Genomic DNA, 25314 nt, shown 5'->3' on the forward strand with positions numbered 1-25314 from the left:
CGGATTTGTTCCGAATCAACTTTGATTATATAATGACCGCTTCTTCTACAATTTCCACTAAGCGGAAACGTTTTGTAGCAGATAGTGGACGAGTTTCCATGATACGCACGATGTCACCAGTTTTAGCTTGGTTGTTTTCATCATGTGCCTTAAACTTTTTGGAGTACTTTACACGTTTTCCGTATAATTTATGGACTTTGTTTGTTTCAACAACAACAGTGATTGTTTTGTCCATTTTGTCCGATACAACACGGCCTGTGTAAACTTTACGATTATTACGTTCAGACATACCTTAAGTACCTCCTCTCTCGAGATCAGTTATTTGCAGTTAATTCACGTTGACGAGCAACTGTTTTTAAACGAGCGATCGATTTACGTACTTCACGGATACGTGCAGTGTTTTCCAACTGACCTGTAGCAAGCTGGAAGCGTAAATTAAACAATTCTTCTTTTAGTGATTTCACTTTATCTTCAATTTCGGCAGTGGTTAATTCTCTTATTTCTTTAGCCTTCATTGCTTTCACCACCAATTTCTTCGCGTTTTACAAACTTAGTTTTAATAGGCAATTTATGAGCAGCTAGACGTAACGCTTCACGAGCTACAGCTTCGTCCACTCCTGCGATTTCAAACATAATTTTTCCTGGTTTTACTACTGCTACCCAGCCTTCTGGAGCACCTTTACCAGAACCCATACGTACCTCTAAAGGCTTAGCTGTATATGGTTTGTCTGGGAAGATTTTAATCCAAACTTTACCGCCACGTTTCATGTAACGTGTCATTGCAATACGGGCAGCTTCAATTTGACGACTTGTAATCCAAGAAGCTTCTGTAGCTTGTAGGCCGTATTCACCGAAAGAAACAGTTGTACCGCCTTTCGCTTGACCTCTCATTTTACCACGGTGTTGTCTACGATATTTTACACGTTTAGGCATTAACATATAAAGTGCCCCCTTCCTTATTTTTCTTTTTTAGTTGGAAGGACTTCACCACGATAGATCCACACTTTTACGCCAAGTTTACCGTAAGTAGTATCAGCTTCTGCTGTACCATAGTCGATGTCGGCACGTAATGTGTGTAGTGGTACTGTTCCTTCACTGTAGTGTTCTGCACGCGCGATGTCCGCTCCACCTAGACGTCCAGATACTTGAGTTTTGATTCCTTTAGCTCCTGTACGCATTGTTCTTTGGATTGCTTGCTTTTGAGCACGACGGAATGAAATACGGTTTTCTAACTGACGTGCAATGCTGTCAGCAACCAATTTTGCGTCCAAGTCCACCTTTTTGATTTCAACGATATTGATATGAACTCTTTTACCAGTTAATTTGTTCAATGCTTTTCTTAGAGCTTCAACTTCAGATCCGCCTTTACCGATAACCATACCTGGTTTACCTGTATGAATCGTAATGTTCACACGGTTAGCTGCACGCTCGATTTCGATAGAAGAAACAGCGGCTGTCTTTAAGCGGTTCTCAAGATATTCTCTGATCTTAATATCCTCATGTAGTAAGTCTGCATAATCTTTACCAGCGTACCATCTTGACTCCCAGTCTTTAATGATTCCTACGCGAAGACCCGTTGGATGTACTTTTTGACCCACTAACTACCCCTCCTTCTTTTCAGTTACCACAACTGTAATGTGGCTTGTGCGTTTGTTAATTTGACTTGCGCGTCCTTGTGCACGTGGACGGAAACGTTTCAACGTTACACCTTCGTTTACATATGCTTCAGAAACAACCAAGTTGTCTGTATCCATTTCGTAGTTATGTTCTGCGTTTGCGATAGCAGATTTCAATACTTTTTCTACGACTGGAGAAGCACCACGTTGTGTATGTTTCAAAATTGCAATTGCTTCACCAACATTTTTTCCTCGAATCAGATCAACGACTAAACGTACCTTACGAGGAGCGATACGAACCGATTTTGCAATGGCTTTAGCTTGCATGCGAGTAGCCTCCTCTCATTTTAGCGTTTTGTTTTCTTGTCGTCGCCAGCGTGTCCTCTATACGTACGAGTTGGCGCGAATTCACCTAATTTATGTCCAACCATATCTTCTGTGATATAAACCGGAACGTGTTTACGTCCATCATATACTGCGATTGTGAGACCAACGAAAGATGGGAAGATTGTAGAACGACGAGACCAAGTTTTGATAACTTGTTTCTTTTCACTTTCGTTCATTGCATCAACCTTTTTCAATAGATGGTCATCAGCGAAAGGTCCTTTTTTCAAACTACGACCCATGGATAAACCTCCTTCCAGAGTTTAGAGACGGGCCTAACTGTTTCCCGTCTTATTTTGTTATTTTTTACGTTTACGAACAATGTACTTATCAGACGGCTTGTTGCGTGTACGAGTCTTGTAACCAAGAGTCGGTTTACCCCATGGTGACATTGGTGATTTACGTCCAATTGGCGCGCGTCCTTCACCACCACCGTGTGGGTGATCATTCGGGTTCATAACTGATCCACGTACAGTTGGGCGCTTGCCTAACCAGCGTGAACGACCAGCTTTACCGACACGGATTAGTTCATGTTCGATGTTTCCAACTTGACCGATTGTTGCACGGCATGAGCTCAAGATTAGGCGAACTTCACCAGATCCTAAGCGGACAAGTGTGTATTTACCTTCACGTCCAAGGATTTGTGCTTCTGAACCAGCTGAACGAGCGAGTTGTCCTCCACGTCCTGGTTTTAATTCAACGTTATGAATAACTGTACCTACTGGGATGTTTGCAAGTGGTAAAGCATTACCTGTTTTGATATCCGCTTCAGTACCTGATTCGATTTCTTGCCCTACTTGTAAACCTTTAGGAGCTAGAATATAACGTTTTTCTCCATCTGCATAATTAATTAATGCAATGTTTGCTGTACGGTTCGGATCGTATTCGATTGTAGCAACGCGTCCTGGTATTCCGTCTTTGTCACGTTTAAAATCGATGATACGATATTGACGCTTGTGACCGCCACCGTGATGACGAGTAGTGATTTTACCTTGGTTATTACGTCCAGCTTGTTTGCTAAGCGGAGCGAGCAAGGATTTTTCTGGGGTATCCGTAGTAATCTCTGAAAATGTTGAAACAGACATATTACGTCTACCGTTTGAAGTTGGTTTGAACTTCTTGATCGCCATCTTTTTCCCTCCTTCTCAATAATTGATTTTAGCCTTCAAAGAAATCTAGATCTTTACTGTCTTCTGAAAGCTGAACGATAGCTTTTTTACGATTTGGGCGGAATCCTCCGTATTGTCCCATTCTCTTGAATTTACCTTTTAGGTTCATTGTGTTAACTTTTTCTACTTCTACACCGAAGATTACTTCAACAGCGTTTTTGATTTCAGTTCTGTTTGCTTTAGGGTCGACTTCGAAAGTATATTTCTTGTCTGCCATTAAATCAGCACTGTGCTCAGTAATGATAGGGCGCTTAATAATATCACGTGGATCTTTCATTATGCAAGCACCTCCCCTGCTTTTTCGACCGCATCTTTCGTAATAACTAACTTGTCATACGTTAAGATATCTAATACGTTCAACTCCTCTACAGTCAATACTTTAACTGTTTGAAGGTTGTTTGCTGAACGAGCAATTGTTTCATTAGTATCAGCAGTCACAATTAATGCTTTCTCATCTACTTTTAATGCATCTAGTAAATTGATGATTTCTTTTGTTTTTGGAGCATTCAATGCAAGTTGCTCTAAAACAAAGATGTTTTCTTCTTTCACTTTAGAAGATAAAGCAGATCTAAGCGCTAAACGACGCACCTTTTTAGGTAGCTTGTAGCTGTAGCTGCGTGGTGTAGGACCAAATACTACTCCACCGCCAACCCATTGTGGTGAACGGATAGAACCTTGACGTGCACGTCCTGTTCCTTTTTGACGCCATGGTTTACGACCACCGCCACGAACTGCAGAACGGTTTTTGACTGCATGTGTACCTTGGCGTAATGATGCACGTTGCATTACTACTGCTTCGTGTAATACATGAGTGTTTGGCTCGATACCGAATACCGCTTCGTTTAATTCAACTTCTCCTGCGTTACTTCCATCTTGCTTAAACAATGTTACTTTTGGCATGACAAATCCTCCCTTCTTTTAGTGATTAATTTCCTTTTAATGCGCTAGTAATTTTAACATAGGATTTTTTCGCGCCTGGAACATTGCCTTTAACTAGTAGTAGATTCTTTTCTGCATCTACACTTACTACTTCAAGGTTTTGAATTGTAATTTGTTCATTACCCATTTGTCCTGGTAATTTTTTACCTTTAAATACACGTGCTGGAGTAGCTGCCATAGCCATTGCCCCAGAGCTTCTATGAAAATGAGAACCGTGACTCATTGGTCCACGAGCTTGGCCGTGACGTTTAATAGAGCCTTGGAATCCTTTACCTTTAGAAGTTCCTGTTACATCAATTTTCTCTCCAGCTGTGAAAATATCAACACTGATTTCTTGACCTACTTCATACTCGTCGATATTTTCGGTGCGGATTTCACGAACGTAGCGCTTAGGGCTAGTGCTCGCTTTTTCAGCATGTCCTTTTTCCGCTTTGTTTGCACGATGTTCTTTCTTATCCGCAAACCCTAATTGAATTGCTGTATATCCATCATTTTCGTTTGTTCTTTTTTGCAATACGACGTTCGGCTCAGCTTGAATCACTGTCACTGGGATCAACTCACCAGTCTCAGAGAATAACTGAGTCATGCCGATTTTGCGACCTAAGATTCCTTTCGTCATCCGTTACACCTCCTATATTTCGTTTATATTATAATTTAATTTCAATATCTACACCACTTGGCAGATCTAGTCTCATAAGTGAGTCCACTGTTTTTGGTGTTGGGTTCACAATATCGATTAGACGTTTATGTGTACGCATTTCGAATTGCTCACGTGAATCCTTGTATTTATGCACCGCACGTAAGATTGTATATACATTCTTTTCTGTCGGTAATGGAATCGGTCCAGAAACATTTGCTCCAGAACGTTTTGCAGTTGCAACAATCTTTTCTGCAGATTGATCCAATACTCGGTGATCATAAGCTTTCAAACGGATTCTGATTTTTTCTTTTGCCATCATTTTCCCTCCTTCGCCCATATTATTATAGACATTCTCCATGAAAATTTCTTGACACACCGCCATGGCAAAGCGGCCGGGTGTGCCAACAACCTTTCACTTCATCGCCGTTTTAAGACCAACATTAATATTATATAAGAATTCGTTGGCCATTGCAACCTTTTTCTTAGATAAGAATCAATTGCACATCTACATATTATACGCATGTTTTCTATGGATTGCAAGGTTTTCTCGGGATTTTTTACTCTTTTTCAAGGTGAGTTTGCATATTTTAGAGGGAAATTGCATATAGGCGATTTAACAGCACTAAATTCAAAGACTTCTAGGGTAGAATCTAAGTTTATAGACTTATTGGCAGGACACCGAAAACTATATCTTGAAGAGCAAATTAAAATAGGCAGCTAGAATTAGCTGCCCATTTTTATAAAGATGTATAACTTATTTAGTGATTGATGTTACAACGCCAGATCCTACTGTACGTCCACCTTCACGAATAGAGAAACGAGTTCCATCTTCAATCGCGATTGGTGAGATAAGTTCTACAGTCATTTCAACGTTGTCCCCAGGCATAACCATTTCTACGCCTTCAGGAAGTTGACATACACCAGTTACATCCGTAGTACGGAAGTAGAACTGTGGGCGGTAGTTAGAGAAGAATGGAGTATGACGTCCACCTTCTTCTTTTGATAATACGTAAACTTCAGCTTTGAAGTTTGTGTGTGGAGTGATAGTTCCTGGTTTTGCAAGAACTTGACCACGGCTGATATCTTCACGAGCTACCCCACGAAGTAACGCACCGATGTTGTCTCCAGCTTCTGCATAGTCAAGAAGTTTACGGAACATCTCAACACCTGTAACAGTTGTTTTACCAGGAGCTTCATTAAGACCAATGATCTCAACTTCTTCTCCAACTTTGATTTGTCCACGCTCAACACGTCCAGTTGCAACTGTACCACGACCTGTAATAGAGAATACATCCTCAACAGGCATCATGAATGGTTTGTCAGTTTGACGTTCTGGAGTTGGAACGTATTCGTCAACAGCTTTCATAAGCTCAACGATTTTTTCCTCGTATTCTGCAACACCTTCAAGTGCTTTAAGAGCAGAACCTGCTACTACTGGTACGTCATCACCAGGGAAGTCGTATTCAGTTAATAGGTCACGAACTTCCATTTCTACTAATTCTAGTAACTCTTCATCGTCAACCATGTCAACTTTGTTTAGGAATACTACGAAAGCAGGTACTCCAACGTTACGAGAAAGTAGGATGTGCTCACGAGTTTGTGGCATTGGGCCATCAGCAGCAGATACTACTAGAATAGCACCGTCCATTTGTGCAGCACCAGTGATCATGTTTTTAACATAGTCCGCGTGACCTGGGCAGTCAACGTGTGCATAGTGACGGTTTTCAGTTTCGTACTCAACGTGAGAAGTAGCGATTGTGATTCCACGTTCTCTTTCTTCTGGTGCGTTATCAATTTGGTCATAACCTCTTGCGTCTCCACCACCGTATACTTTGTTCATTACAGTAGTAATAGCAGCAGTTAACGTAGTTTTACCATGGTCAACGTGTCCTAAAGTTCCAACGTTAACGTGCTGTTTGGAGCGGTCGAATTTTTCTTTAGCCATTTATAGTTCCTCCTTTAAATAAATAACTGTTATTATAATTTATTTTAACTAAGGAATAATAAGTTGATTATTCTCTAGTCCTCACTAAATGTTATACGTTAAATCATTCAAAAAATCAATTATTGTCCAGCGTTTTTCTCAATAATTTCTTCTGAGATTGATTTAGGTACTTCTGCGTAGTGATCGAATACCATTGTATACGTTCCACGACCTTGAGTATTAGAACGTAAAGCTGTTGCGTAACCAAACATTTCAGAGAGTGGTACGAACGCTTTTACAAGCTGTGCATTTCCACGAGCTTCCATTCCTTCAATACGTCCACGGCGTGATGTAACGTCACCCATGATATCTCCCATGTATTCTTCAGGGATTACGATTTCTACACGCATCATTGGCTCAAGCAGTACTGGGTTACATTTGTTCTTAGCTGCTTTAAGTGCCATTGAAGCCGCAATCTTAAATGCCATCTCGTTAGAGTCGACATCGTGGTAGCTACCATCATATAGTGTTGCTTTGACATCGATTAATGGATATCCAGCTAGTACACCAGTTTCAAGTGCTTCTTCGATACCTTGCTCAACTGAAGGAATGTATTCACGAGGAACAACCCCTCCAACGATAGCGTTTGTGAACTCAAAGCCTGCGCCTTCCTCGTTAGGTTCAAACTTAATCCAAACGTGTCCATATTGTCCACGTCCACCGGATTGACGAATGAATTTACCTTCAACTTCAGCAGCCTGGCGGAACGTTTCACGGTAAGCAACTTGTGGAGCACCTACGTTAGCTTCCACTTTAAATTCACGTTTCAGACGGTCAACGATAACATCAAGGTGAAGCTCACCCATACCAGAAATGATTGTCTGACCAGTTTCTGTGTTCGTTTCTGTCTTGAACGTTGGATCTTCTTCAGCAAGTTTAGCCAAAGCAGTACCCATTTTATCTTGGTCGGCTTTTGTCTTCGGTTCGATCGCAACCGAGATAACCGGCTCTGGGAATTCCATTGATTCTAAGATTACCGGGTGTTTTTCATCACATAAAGTGTCACCGGTACTTGTATCTTTCAAACCAACCGCTGCAGCGATTTCACCAGCATAAGCTATAGAAATCTCTTCACGGGAGTTCGCATGCATTTGTAGGATACGACCAACACGTTCACGTTTGTCTTTCACACTGTTTTTCACGTATGAACCTGATTCTAGTGTACCAGAGTAAACACGGAAGAACGTTAGTTTACCAACGAACGGGTCTGTCATAACTTTAAATGCCAATGCAGCAAATGGTGCATTGTCATCTGACTCACGAGTAACTTTTTCATCTTCTTTTCCAGGTACGATACCTTCAATCGCAGCAACATCTGTTGGAGCTGGAAGATAATCAAGTACACCGTCAAGAAGTAACTGAACACCTTTGTTCTTGAAAGCAGAACCACAGAACACTGGGTAGAAATCTACAGCAAGTGTTGCATTACGAATTGCTTGTTTCAATTCGTCAACCGAGATTTCTTCACCTTCAAGATATTTCATCATTAGATCTTCATCAGTTTCAGCAACTGCTTCAATCAATTCTGCACGAAGCTCTTCTGCTTGATCCTTCAATTCAGCAGGGATTTCAGCAGACTCATCAACTGTTCCTAAATCATCTTTATAGAAGTGAGCTTCCATATTGATTAAGTCGATGATTCCTTCGAATTGATCCTCTGCGCCAATCGGCATTTGGACAGGGTGTGCATTTGCACCTAGACGGTCTCTTAATGTGTTTGTAGCATATAAGAAGTCTGCACCCGTTTTATCCATTTTGTTAATGAATACAATTCTTGGTACACCATAAGTAGTAGCTTGGCGCCATACTGTTTCTGTTTGTGGTTCAACACCAGATTGTGCGTCAAGAACAGTCACCGCTCCATCAAGTACTCTGAGTGAACGTTCAACCTCTACTGTGAAGTCTACGTGTCCTGGAGTATCAATGATGTTGATACGGTGGTTTTTCCACTGTGCTGTAGTAGCAGCAGATGTGATCGTGATTCCACGCTCCTGCTCCTGCTCCATCCAGTCCATCGTAGAAGCACCTTCGTGAGTTTCACCAACTTTATGAATACGTCCTGTATAGAAAAGAATACGCTCAGTTGTAGTGGTTTTACCAGCATCAATATGTGCCATAATCCCAATATTACGCGTCTTTTCCAAGGAGAACTCTCTTGCCATGTATTCTTCTCCTTCCTATAGTGCTTTATTAGTTTTATCTTACCAACGGTAGTGAGCGAATGCTTTATTCGCTTCAGCCATTTTATGCATTTCTTCACGGCGCTTAACAGCTGCACCTGTGTTATTAGAAGCATCGATGATTTCGTTTGCTAGTCTATCTTCCATTGTTTTCTCTCCGCGTAGGCGTGAGTAGTTAACAAGGTAACGTAGACCCAAAGCTTGACGGCGTTCTGGTCGAACTTCAACCGGCACTTGGTAGTTTGAACCACCAACACGGCGTGCACGTACTTCAAGTACTGGCATTACATTCTTCATTGCTTGCTCAAAAACTTCCATTGGATCTTGTCCAGTGCGTTCTTGAACTAGATTGAATGCGTTGTATAGAATCTTTTGTGCGATACCTCTTTTACCATCAACCATAATTTGATTGATAAGACGAGTCACTAATTTTGAATTGTAAATCGGATCTGGTAAGACATCGCGCTTAGGTACTGGTCCTTTACGTGGCATATGTCTACCTCCTTTCCTGTTTGTCTATTTTCATGCTGAGATTATTTGTTTTCTTTTGGCTTCTTCGCACCGTATTTTGAACGGCTTTGCATACGTCCTTCAACACCAGCAGTGTCAAGGGCACCACGAACGATGTGATAACGTACCCCAGGAAGGTCTTTTACACGTCCACCGCGTAGTAAAACTACACTGTGCTCTTGTAGGTTGTGACCAATACCAGGGATGTATGCAGTAACTTCCATGTTATTAGATAAACGAACACGCGCATATTTACGTAATGCTGAGTTCGGTTTTTTAGGAGTTAATGTACCAACACGTGTACATACACCACGTTTTTGTGGAGAGTTATGGTTTGTAAGCTGCTTTTTGAAGCTGTTGTATCCTCTGTTAAGTGCAGGAGAGTCAGACTTTTTAGGCTTGCTTACACGTCCTTTACGGATTAATTGGTTAATTGTAGGCATCTTGTTTTTCCTCCCTTCTTTCGAATTAAAATAAGCTGTAACTAGCTATATACAAGCTAGATGTAATACCACACACCCAGGTGGTTCATTTGAAGGTAAAAAAGAATTTTTGGTGCTCTGTGCACCAAATCATTTTTTGACCGCAACCGTTGAAGCATTCACTTCCACACCTGCAGCTTTACCTAATTTCTTCATTGAATCCACACGCTGACAAGGTATTCCTAGCTCTTCAGCTAAATTAGCTACCTTTTGCGTAATATGCTTTTCAGCATCATCAGCAATAAAAACTTCACTTACTTCGCCATTTTTCATGGCTTTCTGTGTCTGCTTTATTCCAATAATTAGACGAGATCTAAATTCTGTCACTTTTTCATAAGACATCTTACATCCTCCAAAGCAACAAGTATAAATTGGAAGCACCTTGAATATATTAACATCCTCAGTTTTTAATGTCAATAATTTATTTGTTAATTTTACGGTGCTTCCAAATTTATTTTTACCCTTATATATTATGCCGCGTCCAGCTCCTGAAAAGGTTCTATTGCATCACCTTCACAGGTTGTTTCCTTAAGAATACAACGTGGAGCAGGACAGGCAATTATATTACTTAACTGTTTCTGTTTCTTCGACAGCCTCTTCCATCTCAGGCAAATCCAATCCGGTTTCGATTGTCCGGTATTGTTGCATACCAGTACCAGCTGGAACAAGCTTACCGATAATGACGTTCTCTTTTAGTCCGAGCAAGTCATCACGTTTACCTTTTATCGCTGCATCCGTCAAGACACGAGTCGTTTCTTGGAAGGAAGCTGCAGATAGGAAGGAATCTGTTTCAAGAGATGCTTTCGTAATTCCAAGCAAGACCGGTCTACCGATTGCTGGGTTGCCACCGCTAAGAAGTACCGGTTTGTTGATATCCCTGAATTGATGCAATTCAAGCAATGAACCTGGAAGTGCATCTGTATCACCAGCGTCAACCACACGGACTTTACGTAGCATTTGACGTACCATTACTTCAACGTGCTTGTCACCGATTTCTACCCCTTGCATACGGTAAACTCGTTGAACTTCACGCAGCAAGTAATCCTGAACCCCTTCTACACCTTTAACTCGCAGAAGCTCTTTTGGATCAACTGAACCTTCCGTAAGCTCCTGTCCGGCTTCTACCTCGTCGCCTTCTGCAACTCGCATTCTTGCATTATATGGCACCGGATAGGTACGCTGTTCAACAGAACCTTGAATGACAATTTCATATTTATCTTTTACTTCTTTAATTTCTTGAACCGTTCCGGAAATTTCAGTGATTACCGCTTCCCCTTTAGGATTACGAGCTTCAAATAGCTCTTGGATACGCGGTAAACCTTGAGTGATGTCATCTCCGGCAACCCCACCTGTATGGAACGTACGCATTGTCAACTGAGTACCCGGTTCTCCAATTGATTGGGCAGCAATAATCCCTACCGCTTCTCCCACTTCAACGTCTGAACCAGTAGCGAGGTTTCGACCATAACATTTTTGGCAAACGCCGTGTTTTGTATTACATGTGAAGGCAGTTCGAATGTTAACTTCTTCAATTCCGGCATTTACAATCTCTTTCGCCTGATCTTCATGGATCATTTCGTTATGCTTCACAATAACATCGCCAGTTTCAGGATGGACAATTTCATTGAATGCTGTACGTCCAATCAAACGATCGATAAGCGGCTCAATCACTTCTGATCCGTCAACTAAAGCACGTACCGGAAGTCCACGGTCGGTACCACAGTCTTCTTCTCGAATGATGACATCTTGGGCAACGTCTACAAGACGTCTCGTCAAGTATCCAGAGTCAGCAGTCTTCAGCGCTGTATCCGCAAGTCCTTTACGGGCTCCGTGAGTAGAGATAAAGTACTCTAGTACCGTCAACCCTTCACGGAAGCTGGATTTAATCGGAAGCTCGATGATTTTACCAGACGGATCGGCCATAAGTCCACGCATTCCAGCTAACTGAGTAAAGTTCGATGCGTTACCACGTGCTCCAGAGTCACTCATCATGAAGATTGGATTTCGATTGTCTAGGGACTCCATCAGTTTATCTTGGATCGTGTCTTTTGCTTGTGTCCAGATAGAAATCACACGATCGTAACGCTCTTCTTCTGTAACAAGACCACGACGGAATTGTTTCAAGACGTTATCTACTTTATCTTGGGCCTCATCTAAGATTTTCTCTTTACCTGGTAGAACGACAATATCGGAAATACCAACTGTCATACCAGCTTTAGTCGAATATCTGAACCCTAAATCTTTCATACGGTCAAGCATCTTAGAGGTCTCGATGATCTTAAAGCGTTTAAAGACTTCAGCAATAATATCACCTAAGAAACCTTTCTTGAACGGTCTGATTAATTCGGCGTTCTTAATGACTTCTGTTACATCTGTTCCCGGATCAACAAAGTACTTATCTGGCGTTTTGTCTTCCAGATTCGTTCTAGTTGGTTCGTTAATAAACGGGAAGGAGTCTGGAAGAATCTCATTAAATATTAGTTTACCAACAGTTGTGATTAATAATTTGCTGTTTTGTTCTTCTGTGAAAGTTTTATTGTTTAAGCTTCCTGCATGAACAGCAACTCTCGTATGGAGATGAACATTTCCTGTATAGTAAGAGATTAATGCTTCATTGGTGTCTTTGAAGACACTTCCCTCACCAATTGCATTTTCTCGTTCTAACGTTAAATAATAGTTACCTAAAACCATATCCTGGGAAGGAGTAACTACCGGTTTCCCATCTTTAGGGTTTAGGATGTTTTGTGCTGCCAACATAAGAATTCTTGCTTCAGCTTGCGCCTCTGCTGATAACGGTACGTGAACCGCCATTTGGTCACCATCAAAGTCAGCGTTATATGCTGTACATACTAGAGGGTGCAAGTGAATTGCCCGACCATCCACTAGAGTTGGTTCGAAGGCTTGAATTCCTAAACGGTGCAAAGTAGGTGCACGGTTTAATAGTACTGGATGCTCTTTAATAACATCCTCGAGAACATCCCATACATCCGGATGGACCCGTTCAATTTTCCGCTTAGCGGATTTGATATTATGAGCTAGGCCTCTGTCTACCAGCTCTTTCATAATGAACGGCTTGAATAACTCAAGGGCCATTTCTCTTGGCAATCCACATTGGTACATTTTGAGGTTCGGACCTACAACGATAACAGAACGACCAGAGTAGTCCACACGCTTACCTAGCAGGTTTTGACGGAAACGTCCCTGTTTACCTTTCAGCATATGAGAAAGTGATTTTAACGGTCGGTTACCTGGACCTGTTACTGGACGACCTCTACGTCCGTTATCAATCAATGCATCAACCGCCTCTTGGAGCATACGTTTCTCGTTTTGTACGATAATACTAGGTGCACCAAGATCTAATAGTCTTTTCAGACGGTTATTACGGTTAATTACCCGGCGGTATAAATCATTTAAGTCGGATGTAGCAAAACGTCCACCGTCAAGCTGCACCATTGGGCGAATTTCTGGTGGAATGACCGGAAGAACATCTAATACCATCCAGCTTGGTTCGTTACCAGAATTACGAAAAGCTTCCATTACCTCAAGACGCTTGATTGCACGTGTTCTACGTTGACCTTGGGCAGTCTTCAACTCTTCACGTAAAGTCTTTACTTCTTTTTCAAGGTCAATATCTTGAAGTAGCTTGCGGATCGCTTCAGCACCCATTTCTGCACGGAAGGATTTTCCATATTTATCGTAATAAGCACGATATTCTTTCTCAGACAAAAGTTGTTTCTTTTCAAGCGGTGTATTACCTGGATCCGTAACAATATATGCGGCAAAGTAAATGACCTCTTCTAAGGCACGTGGTGACATGTCAAGAACAAGCCCCATCCGACTCGGGATTCCTTTGAAATACCAAATATGAGATACAGGAGCCGCCAATTCAATATGCCCCATTCTTTCACGACGCACTTTCGCTTTCGTCACTTCTACTCCACAGCGGTCACAGACTACACCTTTATAGCGTACTCGTTTATACTTTCCGCAATGACATTCCCAGTCTTTCTGCGGTCCAAAAATTCTTTCACAGAACAGACCGTCTTTTTCAGGCTTTAAGGTACGGTAGTTGATGGTTTCTGGTTTTTTCACTTCACCGTAAGACCATGAACGGATCTTCTCCGGAGAAGCTAAACCTATTTTCATATATTCGAACGTATTTACATCTAGCAAGGGGCAATCCTCCCTTATTTATGTGCTGTAATTATATAAGAGAAGGAGAATTGATCGCCCATTATCAATTCTCACTTCATTTTATCTTTAAGGAATACTATACGAACTAAAACAGCCACGGCCCATTCCAGTCTATACGTCACGGAACGGGCGCATAGCATTCACTATTTAGTTCTCTTCAATTTCTAAGTTGAGCTTCGATGCTGCCTGAACTTCATCATCTTCAAGTTCCCGCATATCGATTTCTTCTTCGTGGCTGTTCAGCATTTTAACATCAAGTCCTAAACTCTGTAGCTCCTTGATAAGTACCTTGAATGATTCAGGAACTCCTGGTTCTGGTACGTTATGTCCTTTGACAATCGCTTCATAAGTCTTCACACGACCAACTGTATCATCAGATTTGACAGTAAGGATTTCTTGAAGCGTGTAAGCTGCACCGTATGCTTCAAGCGCCCAAACCTCCATCTCTCCAAAACGCTGACCACCAAATTGTGCTTTACCACCAAGTGGCTGCTGAGTAACAAGTGAGTATGGACCAGTTGAACGGGCATGCAATTTATCATCAACCATGTGAGCTAGTTTAAGCATATACATGACACCAACAGATACACGGTTATCGAATGGCTCTCCAGTTCTTCCGTCATACAGGACCGTCTTGGCGTCTGGAGCCATTCCAGCTTCTTGTAACGTTTCATGTACATCCTCTTCCGTAGCACCGTCAAATACCGGAGATGCTACGTGAATTCCTAAGAGTCTCGCTGCCATTCCGAGATGCAACTCGAACACTTGTCCGATGTTCATACGGGATGGAACTCCTAGTGGGTTAAGCATAATGTCGATCGGCGTTCCGTCTGGCATGAACGGCATATCTTCTTCTGGTAGAATCTTCGAAATAACACCTTTGTTTCCGTGACGACCAGCCATTTTATCTCCTTCAGAGATTTTACGTTTCTGTACGATATAAACGCGGACGAGCTGGTTGACCCCTGGAGACAGTTCATCGCCATCTTCGCGGTTGAATACACGGACGTCAAGAACAATACCGCCACCGCCATGAGGAACTCGTAAAGAAGTATCTCTTACTTCCCGAGCTTTTTCACCGAAAATCGCATGAAGCAGACGCTCTTCTGCAGATAATTCCGTAACCCCTTTTGGTGTTACCTTTCCTACAAGAATATCGCTATCTTTCACTTCTGCTCCGACACGGATAATTCCATTTTCGTCAAGGTTTTTAAGCGCTTCTTCCCCAACGTTCGGAATATCTCTCGTAATCTCTTCCGGTCCAAGTTTCGTATCACGTGCTTCCAGTTCAAATTCTTCAATATGAATGGAAGTATATACATCATCTTTCACTAGACGCTCACTCATAATGATAGCATCCTCGTAGTTATACCCTTCCCATGTCATGAAACCGACCAATACGTTTCGACCAAGAGCAAGTTCTCCTAGTTCCATGGAAGGTCCATCTGCTAAGATTTCGCCCTTATCTACACGGTCGCCTTCTTTAATGATTGGACGTTGGTTATAACATGTTCCTTGGTTTGTACGTTGGAATTTCTGTAACTTGTAAACATCCGTATCTCCTTCGACTTCTTTCCCATCTACTTCAGAGATGCGACGGACAACAATTTCCTTCGCTTCTACTCGTTCAACAATTCCTGCATGGCGGCAAAGAACTGCAGCACCGGAATCTTTACCATTTACATATTCCATTCCCGTTCCAACTATAGGTGATTCTGGAACCAATAAAGGAACTGCCTGCTTCTGCATGTTCGCACCCATTAGTGCACGGTTCGAGTCGTCATTCTCTAAGAAAGGAATACATGCAGTAGCCGCAGAGACAACCTGCTTCGGTGAAACGTCCATATAATCCACTTTGTCTCGTGAAACAACGATGTTATCTTCACGGAAACGAGCAATTACTTCTTCATTCGCAAAACGATTATTCTCATCTAAAGGCGCGTTTGCTTGTGCAACGATATAATTATCTTGCTCATCAGCTGTAAGGTAATCAATTTGGTCCGTCACCTGACCAGTTTCCGGATCCACACGGCGATATGGTGATTCAATGAAACCAAATTTATTTACTTTCGCATAACTGGATAAGGAGTTGATCAGACCGATATTCGGTCCTTCCGGTGTTTCAATCGGACACATACGACCATAGTGAGAGTAGTGGACGTCACGTACTTCAAAACCAGCTCGTTCACGGGTTAATCCTCCAGGTCCAAGCGCAGATAAACGACGCTTATGCGTGAGTTCTCCCAATGGGTTTGTTTGATCCATGAACTGGGATAACTGCGAACTACCAAAGAACTCCTTAATTGATGCAATAACAGGACGTATATTGATTAATTGCTGTGGTGTCACGCTGGAAGTGTCTTGAATTGACATTCTTTCACGTACTACGCGTTCCATACGAGATAGACCGATTCGGAATTGGTTTTGCAGCAGTTCACCAACAGAACGTAAACGACGGTTTCCTAAATGATCAATATCATCTACATCGCCCACTCTGTGCAGCAAGTTAAAGAAATAGCTGATGGAAGCCAAAATATCAGCTGGAGTGATGTTTTTTACATCATTATCCACGCCACCATTTCCAATGATGGTTAACTCCCGCTCACCTTCTGGGTCTGTAGGGTCAATAATCTTAATGGACTGAAGGCTGATATCCTCTTCTAAAACTCCATCATGAAGAGAGATGACATGTTCGCCAAGCTTCTCTTCTTCCCTCTCCAAGAAAGGAATAAGTTTATCTAGTAATTTACGCTCTAAACGATCACCTTTCTCCGCAAGAACCTCACCTGTTTCAGGATCAGCAATCGTTTCGGCTAACACTTGGTTGAATAAACGGTTTTTGATATTCAGCTTTTTGTTCATTTTATAACGACCAACATGAGCTAAATCATAACGCTTCGGATCAAAGAAACGTGAAATCAATAGATTTTTAGCATTTTCTACAGTTGGCGGTTCACCCGGACGAAGCCGTTCATATATTTCTAGTAATGCTTTCTCTGTTGTTTCCGTATTATCTTTTTCAAGGGTGTTTCTCAAGTATTCATTATCACCTAGAAGGTCAATGATTTCTTGGTCCGTACCGAAACCTAAAGCACGTAGTAATACCGTGATTGGTAGTTTACGTGTACGGTCAATCCGCACGTAAGCAACGTCTTTTGCATCCGTTTCGAATTCAAGCCAAGCGCCACGGTTCGGAATGACGGTTGCTTGAACTCCGCGCTTACCATTTTTATCGATTTTATGGTTAAAGTACACACTTGGGGAACGTACAAGCTGGGATACAATTACACGCTCAGCTCCGTTGATGATAAATGTACCTGTATCAGTCATCAATGGGAAATCACCCATAAATACTTCCTGTTCCTTCACTTCACCAGTTTCGTTATTTAATAAACGAACCTTCACGCGAAGGGGAGCATTATAGGTTACATCTCTTTCCTTTGATTCGTCTACAGGATAGTTAGGCTCACCCAAACTATAATCTACAAATTCTAATGAAAGGTTACCGGTGAAATCCTCAATTGGAGAAATGTCTCTAAACATTTCCCTTAACCCTTCTTCCATGAACCATTCATAAGAAGCGGTTTGAATTTCGATTAAATTTGGCAGCTCTAATACTTCGCTGATACGTGCATAGCTTCTACGCTGGCGGTGTTTGCCATATTGAACTAGTTGTCCTGTCAACTGCTTCACCCCTTAAGATCTTATGTTTCGTAGAGGATTCTCTACGGAATTATTTTATTATTTAAAACGGAAATTGGACGGATGCCCAATCTCGTTTTTATATAACTTGCACAAACAACAAAATTCTTCATCGCTTACAACTTCAAGAGTTATACGACTGTATTTCCCAAGGATATGAAAATACAGTTGTACAAGTCCATTAAATTTTGGTAAACTATATGAAGAAACATTAAACAATCTGTCTATTATACTTATTCCATTGTCTCCGTCTGTCGGCAAAATATACGTTTTAGATATTTATTTGCGGTTTACGCTTGACAAACAGAGCCCATCGTAGCATTATAATATGCTACCACATTGACCGAATAAGGTCAAATTTTAAGTGCTCTTAAAATAAAATAGCCTTTTTTCTTATCAACGACCTCAACATTACCAAATAGTTCGTTGATTTTTTTCTGTGCAGATGGCGCACCTTGTTTCTTTTGAATAACCACCCATAGTTCACCATTTTCCACCAAAGCCTCTTTAGCACCTTCAAACATTCCATGCACTACTGTTTTCCCCGCTCTGATCGGAGGATTAGTGATAACTGCCGCAAACTTCCTGCCTTCCAAATTAGAAAAACGGTCGCTGCGAATCACTTCAACATTCGACACATGATTGGCATTTGCATTTTTTTCAGCTAAGGAGAGAGCTCTTTCGTTCACGTCAGCTAAAACGACGTGGCGATTCGGATATGTTCCCGCAAGTGAAATCCCAATCGGTCCATAACCGCAACCTAGATCCAAAAAATCTCCATCGATCGCAGGCTCTTCGAATGTTTCAATCAATACCCGTGAGCCAAAGTCAATCTTCCCCTTGGAGAAAACATTCGTATCACTCGTAAATGTATAATTTTTATCTCGTAATTTAGTTTGCAAATGTCTTGGTGAACTTTCTGTTTGGGGCTTTTCGGAAAAGTAATGCTCATTCATTTGAACACCTACTTCGTTTATCGTTTACTTAAGGCGAAGGTAATAACGACGCCTTAGGAAGTGTGATTTGATGTGAGAAGATCGAATAAACTCTTAATATACAACCGCCCTGACACCCTATTATTATGTAAGGAAAACAAATTTCCAAGAGAGTCATGGATATCATATACCGATTCACTTAAACTTCGTTATCCAGGAAGTTTGCAAAATGAACAATCTGAGAAGTTCCATCGGATGAAGTTTCTTTTATGAAACAAGAGCCCGTCGACATAAACGACGAGCTCTTTATTTTTATTTATTAAACTTATTTAACTTCTACTTCAGCGCCAGCTTCTTCAAGTTTAGATTTAATCTCTTCAGCTTCATCTTTAGATACGCCTTCTTTAATTGGTTTTGGAGCTTCGTCAACAAGACCTTTTGCATCTTTAAGTCCAAGACCTGTGATTTCACGAACAGCTTTAACAACTTTAATCTTAGATGCACCAGCACCAGTAAGAATTACGTCAAATTCTGTTTGCTCAGCTTCAGCACCGCCACCAGCAGCACCGCCTGCAACTGCAACTGGAGCAGCAGCAGTTACGCCAAACTCTTCCTCAATAGCTTTTACTAAATCGTTTAATTCTAAAACGGACATTTCTTTAATCGCACTAATCATTTCTTCTTTAGTCATGATTTAAATCCTCCTAAGTTAATTTTTTATTTTATATCGTTCTGGCATTAAGCGCCTTGTTCTTCTTTTTGATCAGCAACAGACTTAACAGCATAAGCGAAGTTGCGGATTGGAGCTTGTAGTACGCTGAGCAACATAGAAACCATACCTTCGTGGTTTGGAAGGTCTGCAAGTTCTTTGATTTGCTCTAAGCTAGCTACTTTTCCTTCGATTACGCCACCTTTAATTTCAAGCTCTTCATTCTCCTTAGCAAAGTTGTTAAGGATACGAGCAGGGGCAACGACATCGTCTTTACTGAATGCAATTGCTGTTGGGCCAACCAACACTTCGTTAAGTTCACCTAATTCAACAGATTCTGTTGCACGGCGAGTCATCGTGTTTTTGTAAACGTGGAATTCAATTCCCTCTTCACGTAATTGTTTACGTAATTCAGTAACTTGAGATACGTCAAGACCACGATAGTCAACTACAACTGATGTTTGGCTTTCTGTAAACTTATCTGCAATTTCTTGTACAATTTGTTTCTTTTGTTCCAACACGTTAGACATTGTTCCACCTCCTAATTACTTGTATCATACCGTTCCCGTAGCATTACCACGCATCAAGTCTATAAAAAAAGCCCTCATAGACATGAGAGCTTTATAATACAATCTAAACACGAATTTAGAATGCTTTTATAAAACACCTCGGCGGGATATTAAGCGCCAGAGCGCACCTGCTGTCTACGGTATAATGTATTCTTTTTAACAAGAGTCATTATATCAAAGGACTTTTTTCAAGTCAATGCTTTTTTATTATTTGTAATTAGAAACGTCAAGCTTGATTCCAGGTCCCATTGTAGAAGCAATGGAAACATTCTTCAAGTAAGTTCCTTTTGAAGCTTGAGGTTTAACTTTAATGATCTGCTCAATGATCGCTTCAAGGTTTTCAACAAGTTTTTCTGTTTCAAAGGAAACTTTTCCAACAGGAACATGAACGTTGGATTGCTTATCTACACGATATTCTACTTGACCAGCTTTAATATCGTTGACAGCTTTCTCTACTTCAAACGTTACTGTTCCAGTTTTCGGGTTAGGCATTAGACCTCTTGGTCCAAGCACTCTTCCCAGCTTACCTACTTCAGCCATCATGTCTGGAGTCGCAACAATCACATCAAAATCAAACCAACCTTGATTGATTTTCTCGATGTATTCCGCTTCACCTACATAATCAGCTCCAGCAGCTTCTGCTTCTTTTGCTTTTTCACCTTTAGCGAATACTAGAACGCGTTGTGTTTTACCAGTACCATGCGGTAAAACCATTGCGCCACGGATTTGTTGGTCCGCTTTCTTTGGATCTACTCCTAAACGAAATGCCACTTCCACTGTCTCGTCAAAGTTAGCTTTTGCAGTTTCTTTAACGAGGGAAACAGCTTCTTCAACTTCATAAGCTTTTGAACGATCAATCAGCTTTTGAGCGTCTTGATACTTTTTACCTCTTTTTGCCATTTATATTTCCTCCTCGATTGTGGTATTAACGGTTATACCTCCCACGTGTAAAACCATAAAGAACCTTTCTAACTTGCAGTCAGCAAAAGTCCTCGCTTTGTCATATAAAACAAAGAGCACTAGATTAGCTGTGTCCTTCCAAAGAGACCACAGCTAATCAGTTACCGAATTAGTCTTCGATTGTGATACCCATACTGCGGGCTGTACCTTCAACCATACGCATAGCTGCTTCAACATCCGCTGCGTTCAAATCCTGCATTTTAGTTTCCGCGATTTCCTTTACTTTATCACGTTTAACTGTAGCCACTTTAGTTTTGTTAGGCTCACCAGAACCAGAATTAATTCCTGCTGCTTTCTTTAATAGAACAGCTGCTGGTGGAGTTTTCGTAATAAATGTAAATGAACGGTCTTCAAACACCGTAATTTCCACAGGGATAATTAAACCCGCTTGGTCTTGTGTACGTGCGTTGAACTCTTTACAGAATCCCATGATGTTGATACCTGCTTGACCAAGTGCTGGTCCTACTGGTGGTGCTGGAGTAGCTTTTCCAGCTGGGATTTGTAGTTTCACTAATTTGATTACTTTATTCGCCACGAGACACACCTCCTTAAAGTCCGTGATGTGGTATTAGGGCTTTCCCCTCCCACTCATTTTATACACCTTCAATACGAAGCGCATAAATAACATTGAAATTCTACCATGTATTTTATAAATACGCAAGTCTCATTCAATCTTTTTTATATGGTTTTATAAATAATAAAGCTCTCGCACCTTTAGATTGACTGGAATGAGCCCAAACGCTTTATAATTTTTCCACTTGGGAAAAGTCCAATTCAATCGGCGTTTCTCTGCCGAACATATTTACATGAACTTTAATTTTCTGCTTATCGAGATCGATGTTTTCAATCGTACCCTCAAAGTCGGCAAATGGACCTTCCTTCACTCGGACGTTTTCTTTGATTTCAAAGTCAACTTGAACTTCCGTCGCTTGGACACCCATTCGCCTTAATACATCTTCAACTTCGTCAGGCATTAGTGGAGTAGGTTTTGTACCGTGTCCGCTGGAACCAACGAATCCCGTCACTCCAGGTGTATTTCTCACTACATACCAAGAATCATCTGTCATGACCATTTCTGTCAGCACATAACCAGGAAAGGATTTCTTTTTTACAACTTTCTTCTTACCGTTTTTAATTTCTGTTTCTTCATCTTCAGGAACGATGACGCGGAAGATTTTATCCTGCATCCCCATCGTTTCAACACGTTTCTCCAGATTGATCTTAACTTTATTCTCATAACCGGAGTACGTATGGACCACATACCAATTTTTCTCCATGCTCTCAGGACACTCTTGCCCCTTCCCTCCCTTTATAGTAAATTAACGAAAAACCTCGGATAGCACCTTGGGACGTATTGGGGTGTTTGTCCTTTTACATGGTGCCATACTCAGACTGCTTCATGTTTCGCTCCAATATGAAAAACCCGTCTTAGTGCGGGTTTTCTTTTAAGTAACTATATTCATTCTCATTATAGCATATATGCTAAATTATTATTCAAAAAAGTTCTAGAAACGATGAAATTCCTAAATCAACTATGAAAAAGAAGATAGCCATTAAAATAACAGTGCTCAAAACAATTACGGTATAACTTCTTAGTTCCTTACCAGTTGGCCAACTTACCTTTTTCATTTCTCGCGATACGTCTTTTAAGAACTTAAACATTCTTGTACCCCCCAAGCTCCACCTGATGCGCTACTTTGTCTCTCGATGCAATGTATGCTCCCCACAGTGTTTACAATATTTCTTCACTTCTAATCTGGTAGATGTTGTGGATACATTTTTATTAGTTGAATAATTTCTGCTTGAGCAAATAGCACACGCTAAAGTTATCTTTTTACTCATATTATCATCCCTACTTACAGGGTATTTTTACAACTAATAATGTAGCATGACATTGCCTTTCGTGTCAACGCCACTCCGAGATTTAACTTTTAATTTTATTTTCTTTGATCAATTGCTCCAGCTTTCTTTTGACTCTCTGAAGTGCATTATCAACCGACTTGACATGACGGTCCAGCTTCGCTGATATCTCTTGATAAGAACAACCATCAAGATAAAGATGAAGCACTTGCTTCTCAAATCCGCTTAATAATTCAGACAATTTGAACTCCATATCTACGAGTTTCTCTTGATTCACCAATAATTCTTCAGGATCGACTGACATGGAACCTGCGATTACATCGATTAAAGTCCGGTCCGATTCTTCATCAAAAATTGGCTTGTCCAATGAAACATAGGAATTCAGCGGGGTATGCTTTTGCCTTGTTGCGGTTTTGATAGCAGTAATGATTTGACGGGTTATACATAGTTCGGCAAAAGCTTTGAATGAAGATAATTTTTCTTTATCATAATCTCGAATTGCTTTGTAAAGTCCGATCATACCTTCTTGGACGATATCCTCACGATCGGCACCAATCAAAAAGTAGGCTTGCGCTTTCCCTTGGACAAAGTTGCGATATTTATTGATCAGAAAATCTAACGCATGTTTGTCTTCTTGATGAATCAAATGAATGAGTTCTTCATCATCAAGCATATGTAAGCCTGAATATTCCGTGTCCAATTGCTTGAGCTCCACCAAGAATTACCCCCGTTCCCATATGATAAGCTAGCTGTAAACGCTATTATATAGCAGAGATAGCGCTTTCGTCAATATCTTCCAGCGGTTTTTTACATGAAAATGATAAATTTTCTCAATTTTCTCCCCTACGCATCTTTTCAAACCGCTCCAGTATCTCTTGATCAAGGATAATTTTCGATTGAGGTTGCTTTTTTTCTTGCTCCTTCAAACGCAAAGTAATTTCATTTTCCATATCTTGCAGTTCCACTTTCAGCTCGCGGGCAGACAATCTTAACGCACCTTGGGCAAATATGGTCCGTTGCTCCGTATAGTCAGAAGTCGCTACATAGACTTGAGTTTTTACATTTTTCAGCTTCTTGATCAACCGTTCAATCCGCTCATCAGCCGTTTCGTTCTCTTTCGTGTAGATGACTTCAACTTTAAACTTCTTCAGTTTACTTTCCTTCCCTGGCGCTTCGTGGGCATCAAAGACAATAATGACTTTTGTATCTGTGAAAGCTTGATAGTCTGCCATCCGTTCAATAAGCAGATCTCTAGCAGCTGCCATATCCTTATCTCGCAATCGTTGTAGTTCTTCCCAATCGCCAATAATATTGTAGCCATCTACTAGTAAAATGTTCATCAGCTCTCACCCAGCGGATTACGCTTCCTGTATACCTCATATAGTAATAAACTGCATGCGACCGAAGCATTGAGTGAGGACACTTCTCCGGACATCGGGATGCTTACGGTCCAGTCGCATTTTTTCTTGACGAGCCTGGATATTCCTTTACCTTCATTTCCGATGACAACAGCAATCGGAAGTGTACCGTCCAGTCTGCGGTAATCTTCTGTCGCTTCTCCAGCTGTTCCAACAACCCAGATATTTTTCTCTTTTAGTTCATCAATCGTATTTGCGATATTTGTCACACGAACGACAGGGACATGTTCAATTGCCCCAGCAGCGGTTTTAGCGACGGTTGCGGTAAGTCCAACTGAACGTCGCTTCGGAATAATGACTCCATGTACTCCAGTAGCATCTGCAGTCCGCAGAATGGAACCAAGATTATGCGGATCTTCCAACTCGTCCAATATAATAAAAAAAGGATCTTCCCCTTTTTGTTCCGCACGATCAAATAAATCATCAAGAGTTCCATAATCATAAGAAGCAACGTATGCAACAATCCCCTGATGATTCCCATCAGATAGCGAGTCAAGCTTAGATTTCGGTACTTTCTGTACAATTGTTCCAGCTTCTTTTGCACGCTGCTTTAATTTGCTTACAGTACTAGGGTTCAAATGCTCAGAAACAAATACTTTATTTACTGAACGTCCAGAGGAGAGTGCCTCCATCACTGGGTTTTTGCCTATAATTATTTCTTCACTCATCTCTTTTCTTCCCTTCTTCTATGAAAGTTACAGCAGCTTGCATCAATTCATGAAGCCTGTCTTCATTCTTATCCAAATAGTGGTAGCCTAGTAAAGCTTCAAAAGCTGTGCTATAACGATAGGTTTGTACACTACTGTTTTTTGGTATAGATCCAGATTTTGCATTTCTGCCGCGAGCGACGATTTTTCGCTCATCTTCATCAAGCAGCTCGGAATCCAGCCAGTGGAGCAAGACAGTGGCCTGCCCCTTTGCTGAAACAAACCGGACAGCTTGTTGATGCAGCAAATGGGGCTTGACCTGACCTGAATTTAATAGATATTCCCTGACATATACTTCATAAATGGCATCACCCATGTAAGCGAGCGCTAAACTCTTCATTTGTTTCGCATTCATG

General features: G+C 41.2%; 30 protein-coding genes and 1 other annotated feature. All 30 genes read right to left on the bottom strand.

Features of this window, described 5'->3' with window-relative positions; genetic code table 11:
• Window positions 1–25: 25 nt before the first annotated feature.
• The gene (rpsQ, locus tag ACFSBH_RS18445; RefSeq protein WP_251514748.1) at window positions 26–289 is read right to left on the bottom strand and encodes a 30S ribosomal protein S17; all 264 of its coding nucleotides are present in this window, start codon (window positions 287–289) and stop codon (window positions 26–28) included.
• Window positions 290–314: 25 nt separating this feature from the next.
• Entirely contained in the window at window positions 315–515 is a 201-nt protein-coding gene (gene rpmC / locus ACFSBH_RS18450; RefSeq protein ID WP_251514787.1) for a 50S ribosomal protein L29, read from the bottom strand.
• The gene (gene rplP, locus ACFSBH_RS18455) at window positions 505–939 is read right to left on the bottom strand and encodes a 50S ribosomal protein L16 (RefSeq protein WP_251514749.1); all 435 of its coding nucleotides are present in this window, start codon (window positions 937–939) and stop codon (window positions 505–507) included. Before rplP ends, rpmC begins: the two co-directional genes overlap by 11 nt.
• A gap of 17 nt (window positions 940–956) precedes the next feature.
• On the bottom strand, window positions 957–1598 hold the full coding sequence (gene rpsC, locus ACFSBH_RS18460; protein ID WP_251514750.1) for a 30S ribosomal protein S3: 642 nt from the start codon (window positions 1596–1598) through the stop codon (window positions 957–959).
• 3 nt (window positions 1599–1601) lie between these two features.
• Window positions 1602–1943: a 50S ribosomal protein L22 gene (gene rplV, locus ACFSBH_RS18465; protein ID WP_251514751.1), complete on the bottom strand. Its 342-nt coding sequence runs from the start codon at window positions 1941–1943 to the stop codon at window positions 1602–1604.
• A gap of 20 nt (window positions 1944–1963) precedes the next feature.
• On the bottom strand, window positions 1964–2242 hold the full coding sequence (gene rpsS, locus ACFSBH_RS18470) for a 30S ribosomal protein S19 (protein ID WP_251514752.1): 279 nt from the start codon (window positions 2240–2242) through the stop codon (window positions 1964–1966).
• Window positions 2243–2299: 57 nt separating this feature from the next.
• Entirely contained in the window at window positions 2300–3130 is an 831-nt protein-coding gene (rplB, locus tag ACFSBH_RS18475; protein ID WP_379599025.1) for a 50S ribosomal protein L2, read from the bottom strand.
• A 28-nt stretch (window positions 3131–3158) separates the two neighbouring features.
• Window positions 3159–3446, bottom strand: a complete 288-nt coding sequence (rplW, locus tag ACFSBH_RS18480; protein WP_251514754.1) for a 50S ribosomal protein L23 — start codon at window positions 3444–3446, stop codon at window positions 3159–3161.
• The gene (gene rplD, locus ACFSBH_RS18485) at window positions 3446–4069 is read right to left on the bottom strand and encodes a 50S ribosomal protein L4 (protein ID WP_379599027.1); all 624 of its coding nucleotides are present in this window, start codon (window positions 4067–4069) and stop codon (window positions 3446–3448) included. Before rplD ends, rplW begins: the two co-directional genes overlap by 1 nt.
• Before the next feature lie 25 nt (window positions 4070–4094).
• Entirely contained in the window at window positions 4095–4727 is a 633-nt protein-coding gene (gene rplC / locus ACFSBH_RS18490) for a 50S ribosomal protein L3 (protein WP_251514756.1), read from the bottom strand.
• Window positions 4728–4755: 28 nt separating this feature from the next.
• The gene (gene rpsJ, locus ACFSBH_RS18495) at window positions 4756–5064 is read right to left on the bottom strand and encodes a 30S ribosomal protein S10 (protein WP_251514757.1); all 309 of its coding nucleotides are present in this window, start codon (window positions 5062–5064) and stop codon (window positions 4756–4758) included.
• A gap of 438 nt (window positions 5065–5502) precedes the next feature.
• The gene (tuf, locus tag ACFSBH_RS18500) at window positions 5503–6693 is read right to left on the bottom strand and encodes an elongation factor Tu (protein ID WP_379599030.1); all 1191 of its coding nucleotides are present in this window, start codon (window positions 6691–6693) and stop codon (window positions 5503–5505) included.
• A gap of 119 nt (window positions 6694–6812) precedes the next feature.
• Window positions 6813–8894: an elongation factor G gene (gene fusA, locus ACFSBH_RS18505; protein WP_251514759.1), complete on the bottom strand. Its 2082-nt coding sequence runs from the start codon at window positions 8892–8894 to the stop codon at window positions 6813–6815.
• Between the two features lie 39 nt (window positions 8895–8933).
• Window positions 8934–9404, bottom strand: coding sequence for a 30S ribosomal protein S7 (rpsG, locus tag ACFSBH_RS18510; protein ID WP_251514760.1), 471 nt, complete (start codon window positions 9402–9404; stop codon window positions 8934–8936).
• Between the two features lie 41 nt (window positions 9405–9445).
• Window positions 9446–9865, bottom strand: coding sequence for a 30S ribosomal protein S12 (gene rpsL, locus ACFSBH_RS18515; protein WP_251514761.1), 420 nt, complete (start codon window positions 9863–9865; stop codon window positions 9446–9448).
• A 129-nt stretch (window positions 9866–9994) separates the two neighbouring features.
• Window positions 9995–10246 (bottom strand): ribosomal L7Ae/L30e/S12e/Gadd45 family protein, encoded by a 252-nt coding sequence (locus ACFSBH_RS18520; RefSeq protein ID WP_379599033.1) that lies wholly within the window; start codon window positions 10244–10246, stop codon window positions 9995–9997.
• Window positions 10247–10468: 222 nt separating this feature from the next.
• A complete protein-coding gene (gene rpoC, locus ACFSBH_RS18525; protein ID WP_251514763.1) occupies window positions 10469–14077 on the bottom strand; it encodes a DNA-directed RNA polymerase subunit beta' in 3609 nt (1202 codons plus the stop codon).
• Between the two features lie 168 nt (window positions 14078–14245).
• Complete coding sequence (gene rpoB / locus ACFSBH_RS18530; protein WP_251514764.1) at window positions 14246–17782, bottom strand: DNA-directed RNA polymerase subunit beta; 3537 nt, start codon at window positions 17780–17782, stop codon at window positions 14246–14248.
• Window positions 17783–18153: 371 nt separating this feature from the next.
• Window positions 18154–18756, bottom strand: a complete 603-nt coding sequence (locus ACFSBH_RS18535; RefSeq protein ID WP_251514765.1) for a class I SAM-dependent methyltransferase — start codon at window positions 18754–18756, stop codon at window positions 18154–18156.
• A 304-nt stretch (window positions 18757–19060) separates the two neighbouring features.
• Window positions 19061–19426: a 50S ribosomal protein L7/L12 gene (gene rplL, locus ACFSBH_RS18540; protein ID WP_251514766.1), complete on the bottom strand. Its 366-nt coding sequence runs from the start codon at window positions 19424–19426 to the stop codon at window positions 19061–19063.
• Window positions 19427–19473: 47 nt separating this feature from the next.
• Window positions 19474–19974, bottom strand: coding sequence for a 50S ribosomal protein L10 (rplJ, locus tag ACFSBH_RS18545; protein ID WP_251514767.1), 501 nt, complete (start codon window positions 19972–19974; stop codon window positions 19474–19476).
• 55 nt (window positions 19975–20029) lie between these two features.
• Window positions 20030–20172 (bottom strand) — a sequence feature (ribosomal protein L10 leader region).
• A 48-nt stretch (window positions 20173–20220) separates the two neighbouring features.
• Entirely contained in the window at window positions 20221–20913 is a 693-nt protein-coding gene (gene rplA, locus ACFSBH_RS18550) for a 50S ribosomal protein L1 (RefSeq protein ID WP_379599037.1), read from the bottom strand.
• A 169-nt stretch (window positions 20914–21082) separates the two neighbouring features.
• A complete protein-coding gene (gene rplK / locus ACFSBH_RS18555) occupies window positions 21083–21508 on the bottom strand; it encodes a 50S ribosomal protein L11 (RefSeq protein WP_251514769.1) in 426 nt (141 codons plus the stop codon).
• A 208-nt stretch (window positions 21509–21716) separates the two neighbouring features.
• On the bottom strand, window positions 21717–22250 hold the full coding sequence (nusG, locus tag ACFSBH_RS18560) for a transcription termination/antitermination protein NusG (RefSeq protein ID WP_251514771.1): 534 nt from the start codon (window positions 22248–22250) through the stop codon (window positions 21717–21719).
• A gap of 217 nt (window positions 22251–22467) precedes the next feature.
• The gene (gene secE / locus ACFSBH_RS18565; protein ID WP_251514772.1) at window positions 22468–22635 is read right to left on the bottom strand and encodes a preprotein translocase subunit SecE; all 168 of its coding nucleotides are present in this window, start codon (window positions 22633–22635) and stop codon (window positions 22468–22470) included.
• A 30-nt stretch (window positions 22636–22665) separates the two neighbouring features.
• A complete protein-coding gene (gene rpmG / locus ACFSBH_RS18570) occupies window positions 22666–22815 on the bottom strand; it encodes a 50S ribosomal protein L33 (RefSeq protein WP_251514773.1) in 150 nt (49 codons plus the stop codon).
• 82 nt (window positions 22816–22897) lie between these two features.
• Window positions 22898–23551 carry an RNA polymerase sporulation sigma factor SigH gene (gene sigH, locus ACFSBH_RS18575; protein WP_379599040.1) on the bottom strand — a complete coding sequence of 218 codons (654 nt, stop codon included), beginning with the start codon at window positions 23549–23551 and terminating at the stop codon, window positions 22898–22900.
• A 112-nt stretch (window positions 23552–23663) separates the two neighbouring features.
• Window positions 23664–24173, bottom strand: coding sequence for an NYN domain-containing protein (locus tag ACFSBH_RS18580; RefSeq protein WP_379599042.1), 510 nt, complete (start codon window positions 24171–24173; stop codon window positions 23664–23666).
• Complete coding sequence (rlmB, locus tag ACFSBH_RS18585; protein WP_251514775.1) at window positions 24173–24919, bottom strand: 23S rRNA (guanosine(2251)-2'-O)-methyltransferase RlmB; 747 nt, start codon at window positions 24917–24919, stop codon at window positions 24173–24175. Before rlmB ends, ACFSBH_RS18580 begins: the two co-directional genes overlap by 1 nt.
• Window positions 24912–25313, bottom strand: a complete 402-nt coding sequence (locus ACFSBH_RS18590; RefSeq protein ID WP_251514776.1) for a Mini-ribonuclease 3 — start codon at window positions 25311–25313, stop codon at window positions 24912–24914. The genes rlmB and ACFSBH_RS18590 overlap by 8 nt, the downstream gene beginning before the upstream one ends.
• Window position 25314: the final 1 nt, after the last annotated feature.

The sequence above is a fragment of the Oceanobacillus luteolus genome (assembly GCF_042678205.1).
In the GTDB taxonomy this organism is placed as follows: Bacteria; Bacillota; Bacilli; order Bacillales; family Amphibacillaceae; genus Oceanobacillus; species Oceanobacillus luteolus.

Excerpts from the sequence above, each read along its gene's own strand:
- rplJ (WP_251514767.1), bottom strand. The coding sequence starts at position 19,974 with ATGTCTAACGTGTTGGAACAAAAGAAACAAATTGTACAAGAAATTGCA.
- rpmC (WP_251514787.1), bottom strand. The coding sequence starts at position 515 with ATGAAGGCTAAAGAAATAAGAGAATTAACCACTGCCGAAATTGAAGAT.
- rpsS (WP_251514752.1), bottom strand. The coding sequence starts at position 2,242 with ATGGGTCGTAGTTTGAAAAAAGGACCTTTCGCTGATGACCATCTATTG.
- rpsG (WP_251514760.1), bottom strand. The coding sequence starts at position 9,404 with ATGCCACGTAAAGGACCAGTACCTAAGCGCGATGTCTTACCAGATCCG.
- rplL (WP_251514766.1), bottom strand. The coding sequence starts at position 19,426 with ATGACTAAAGAAGAAATGATTAGTGCGATTAAAGAAATGTCCGTTTTA.
- ACFSBH_RS18520 (WP_379599033.1), bottom strand. The coding sequence starts at position 10,246 with ATGTCTTATGAAAAAGTGACAGAATTTAGATCTCGTCTAATTATTGGA.
- ACFSBH_RS18590 (WP_251514776.1), bottom strand. The coding sequence starts at position 25,313 with ATGAATGCGAAACAAATGAAGAGTTTAGCGCTCGCTTACATGGGTGAT.
- rplV (WP_251514751.1), bottom strand. The coding sequence starts at position 1,943 with ATGCAAGCTAAAGCCATTGCAAAATCGGTTCGTATCGCTCCTCGTAAG.
- rpmG (WP_251514773.1), bottom strand. The coding sequence starts at position 22,815 with ATGAGTAAAAAGATAACTTTAGCGTGTGCTATTTGCTCAAGCAGAAAT.
- ACFSBH_RS18535 (WP_251514765.1), bottom strand. The coding sequence starts at position 18,756 with ATGAATGAGCATTACTTTTCCGAAAAGCCCCAAACAGAAAGTTCACCA.
- secE (WP_251514772.1), bottom strand. The coding sequence starts at position 22,635 with ATGTTTAAGTTCTTAAAAGACGTATCGCGAGAAATGAAAAAGGTAAGT.
- rplD (WP_379599027.1), bottom strand. The coding sequence starts at position 4,069 with ATGCCAAAAGTAACATTGTTTAAGCAAGATGGAAGTAACGCAGGAGAA.
- fusA (WP_251514759.1), bottom strand. The coding sequence starts at position 8,894 with ATGGCAAGAGAGTTCTCCTTGGAAAAGACGCGTAATATTGGGATTATG.
- rpsL (WP_251514761.1), bottom strand. The coding sequence starts at position 9,865 with ATGCCTACAATTAACCAATTAATCCGTAAAGGACGTGTAAGCAAGCCT.
- rpsQ (WP_251514748.1), bottom strand. The coding sequence starts at position 289 with ATGTCTGAACGTAATAATCGTAAAGTTTACACAGGCCGTGTTGTATCG.
- rplP (WP_251514749.1), bottom strand. The coding sequence starts at position 939 with ATGTTAATGCCTAAACGTGTAAAATATCGTAGACAACACCGTGGTAAA.
- tuf (WP_379599030.1), bottom strand. The coding sequence starts at position 6,693 with ATGGCTAAAGAAAAATTCGACCGCTCCAAACAGCACGTTAACGTTGGA.
- rpsJ (WP_251514757.1), bottom strand. The coding sequence starts at position 5,064 with ATGGCAAAAGAAAAAATCAGAATCCGTTTGAAAGCTTATGATCACCGA.
- rplW (WP_251514754.1), bottom strand. The coding sequence starts at position 3,446 with ATGAAAGATCCACGTGATATTATTAAGCGCCCTATCATTACTGAGCAC.
- rlmB (WP_251514775.1), bottom strand. The coding sequence starts at position 24,919 with ATGAGTGAAGAAATAATTATAGGCAAAAACCCAGTGATGGAGGCACTC.
- ACFSBH_RS18580 (WP_379599042.1), bottom strand. The coding sequence starts at position 24,173 with ATGAACATTTTACTAGTAGATGGCTACAATATTATTGGCGATTGGGAA.
- nusG (WP_251514771.1), bottom strand. The coding sequence starts at position 22,250 with ATGGAGAAAAATTGGTATGTGGTCCATACGTACTCCGGTTATGAGAAT.
- rplC (WP_251514756.1), bottom strand. The coding sequence starts at position 4,727 with ATGACGAAAGGAATCTTAGGTCGCAAAATCGGCATGACTCAGTTATTC.
- rplB (WP_379599025.1), bottom strand. The coding sequence starts at position 3,130 with ATGGCGATCAAGAAGTTCAAACCAACTTCAAACGGTAGACGTAATATG.
- rplA (WP_379599037.1), bottom strand. The coding sequence starts at position 20,913 with ATGGCAAAAAGAGGTAAAAAGTATCAAGACGCTCAAAAGCTGATTGAT.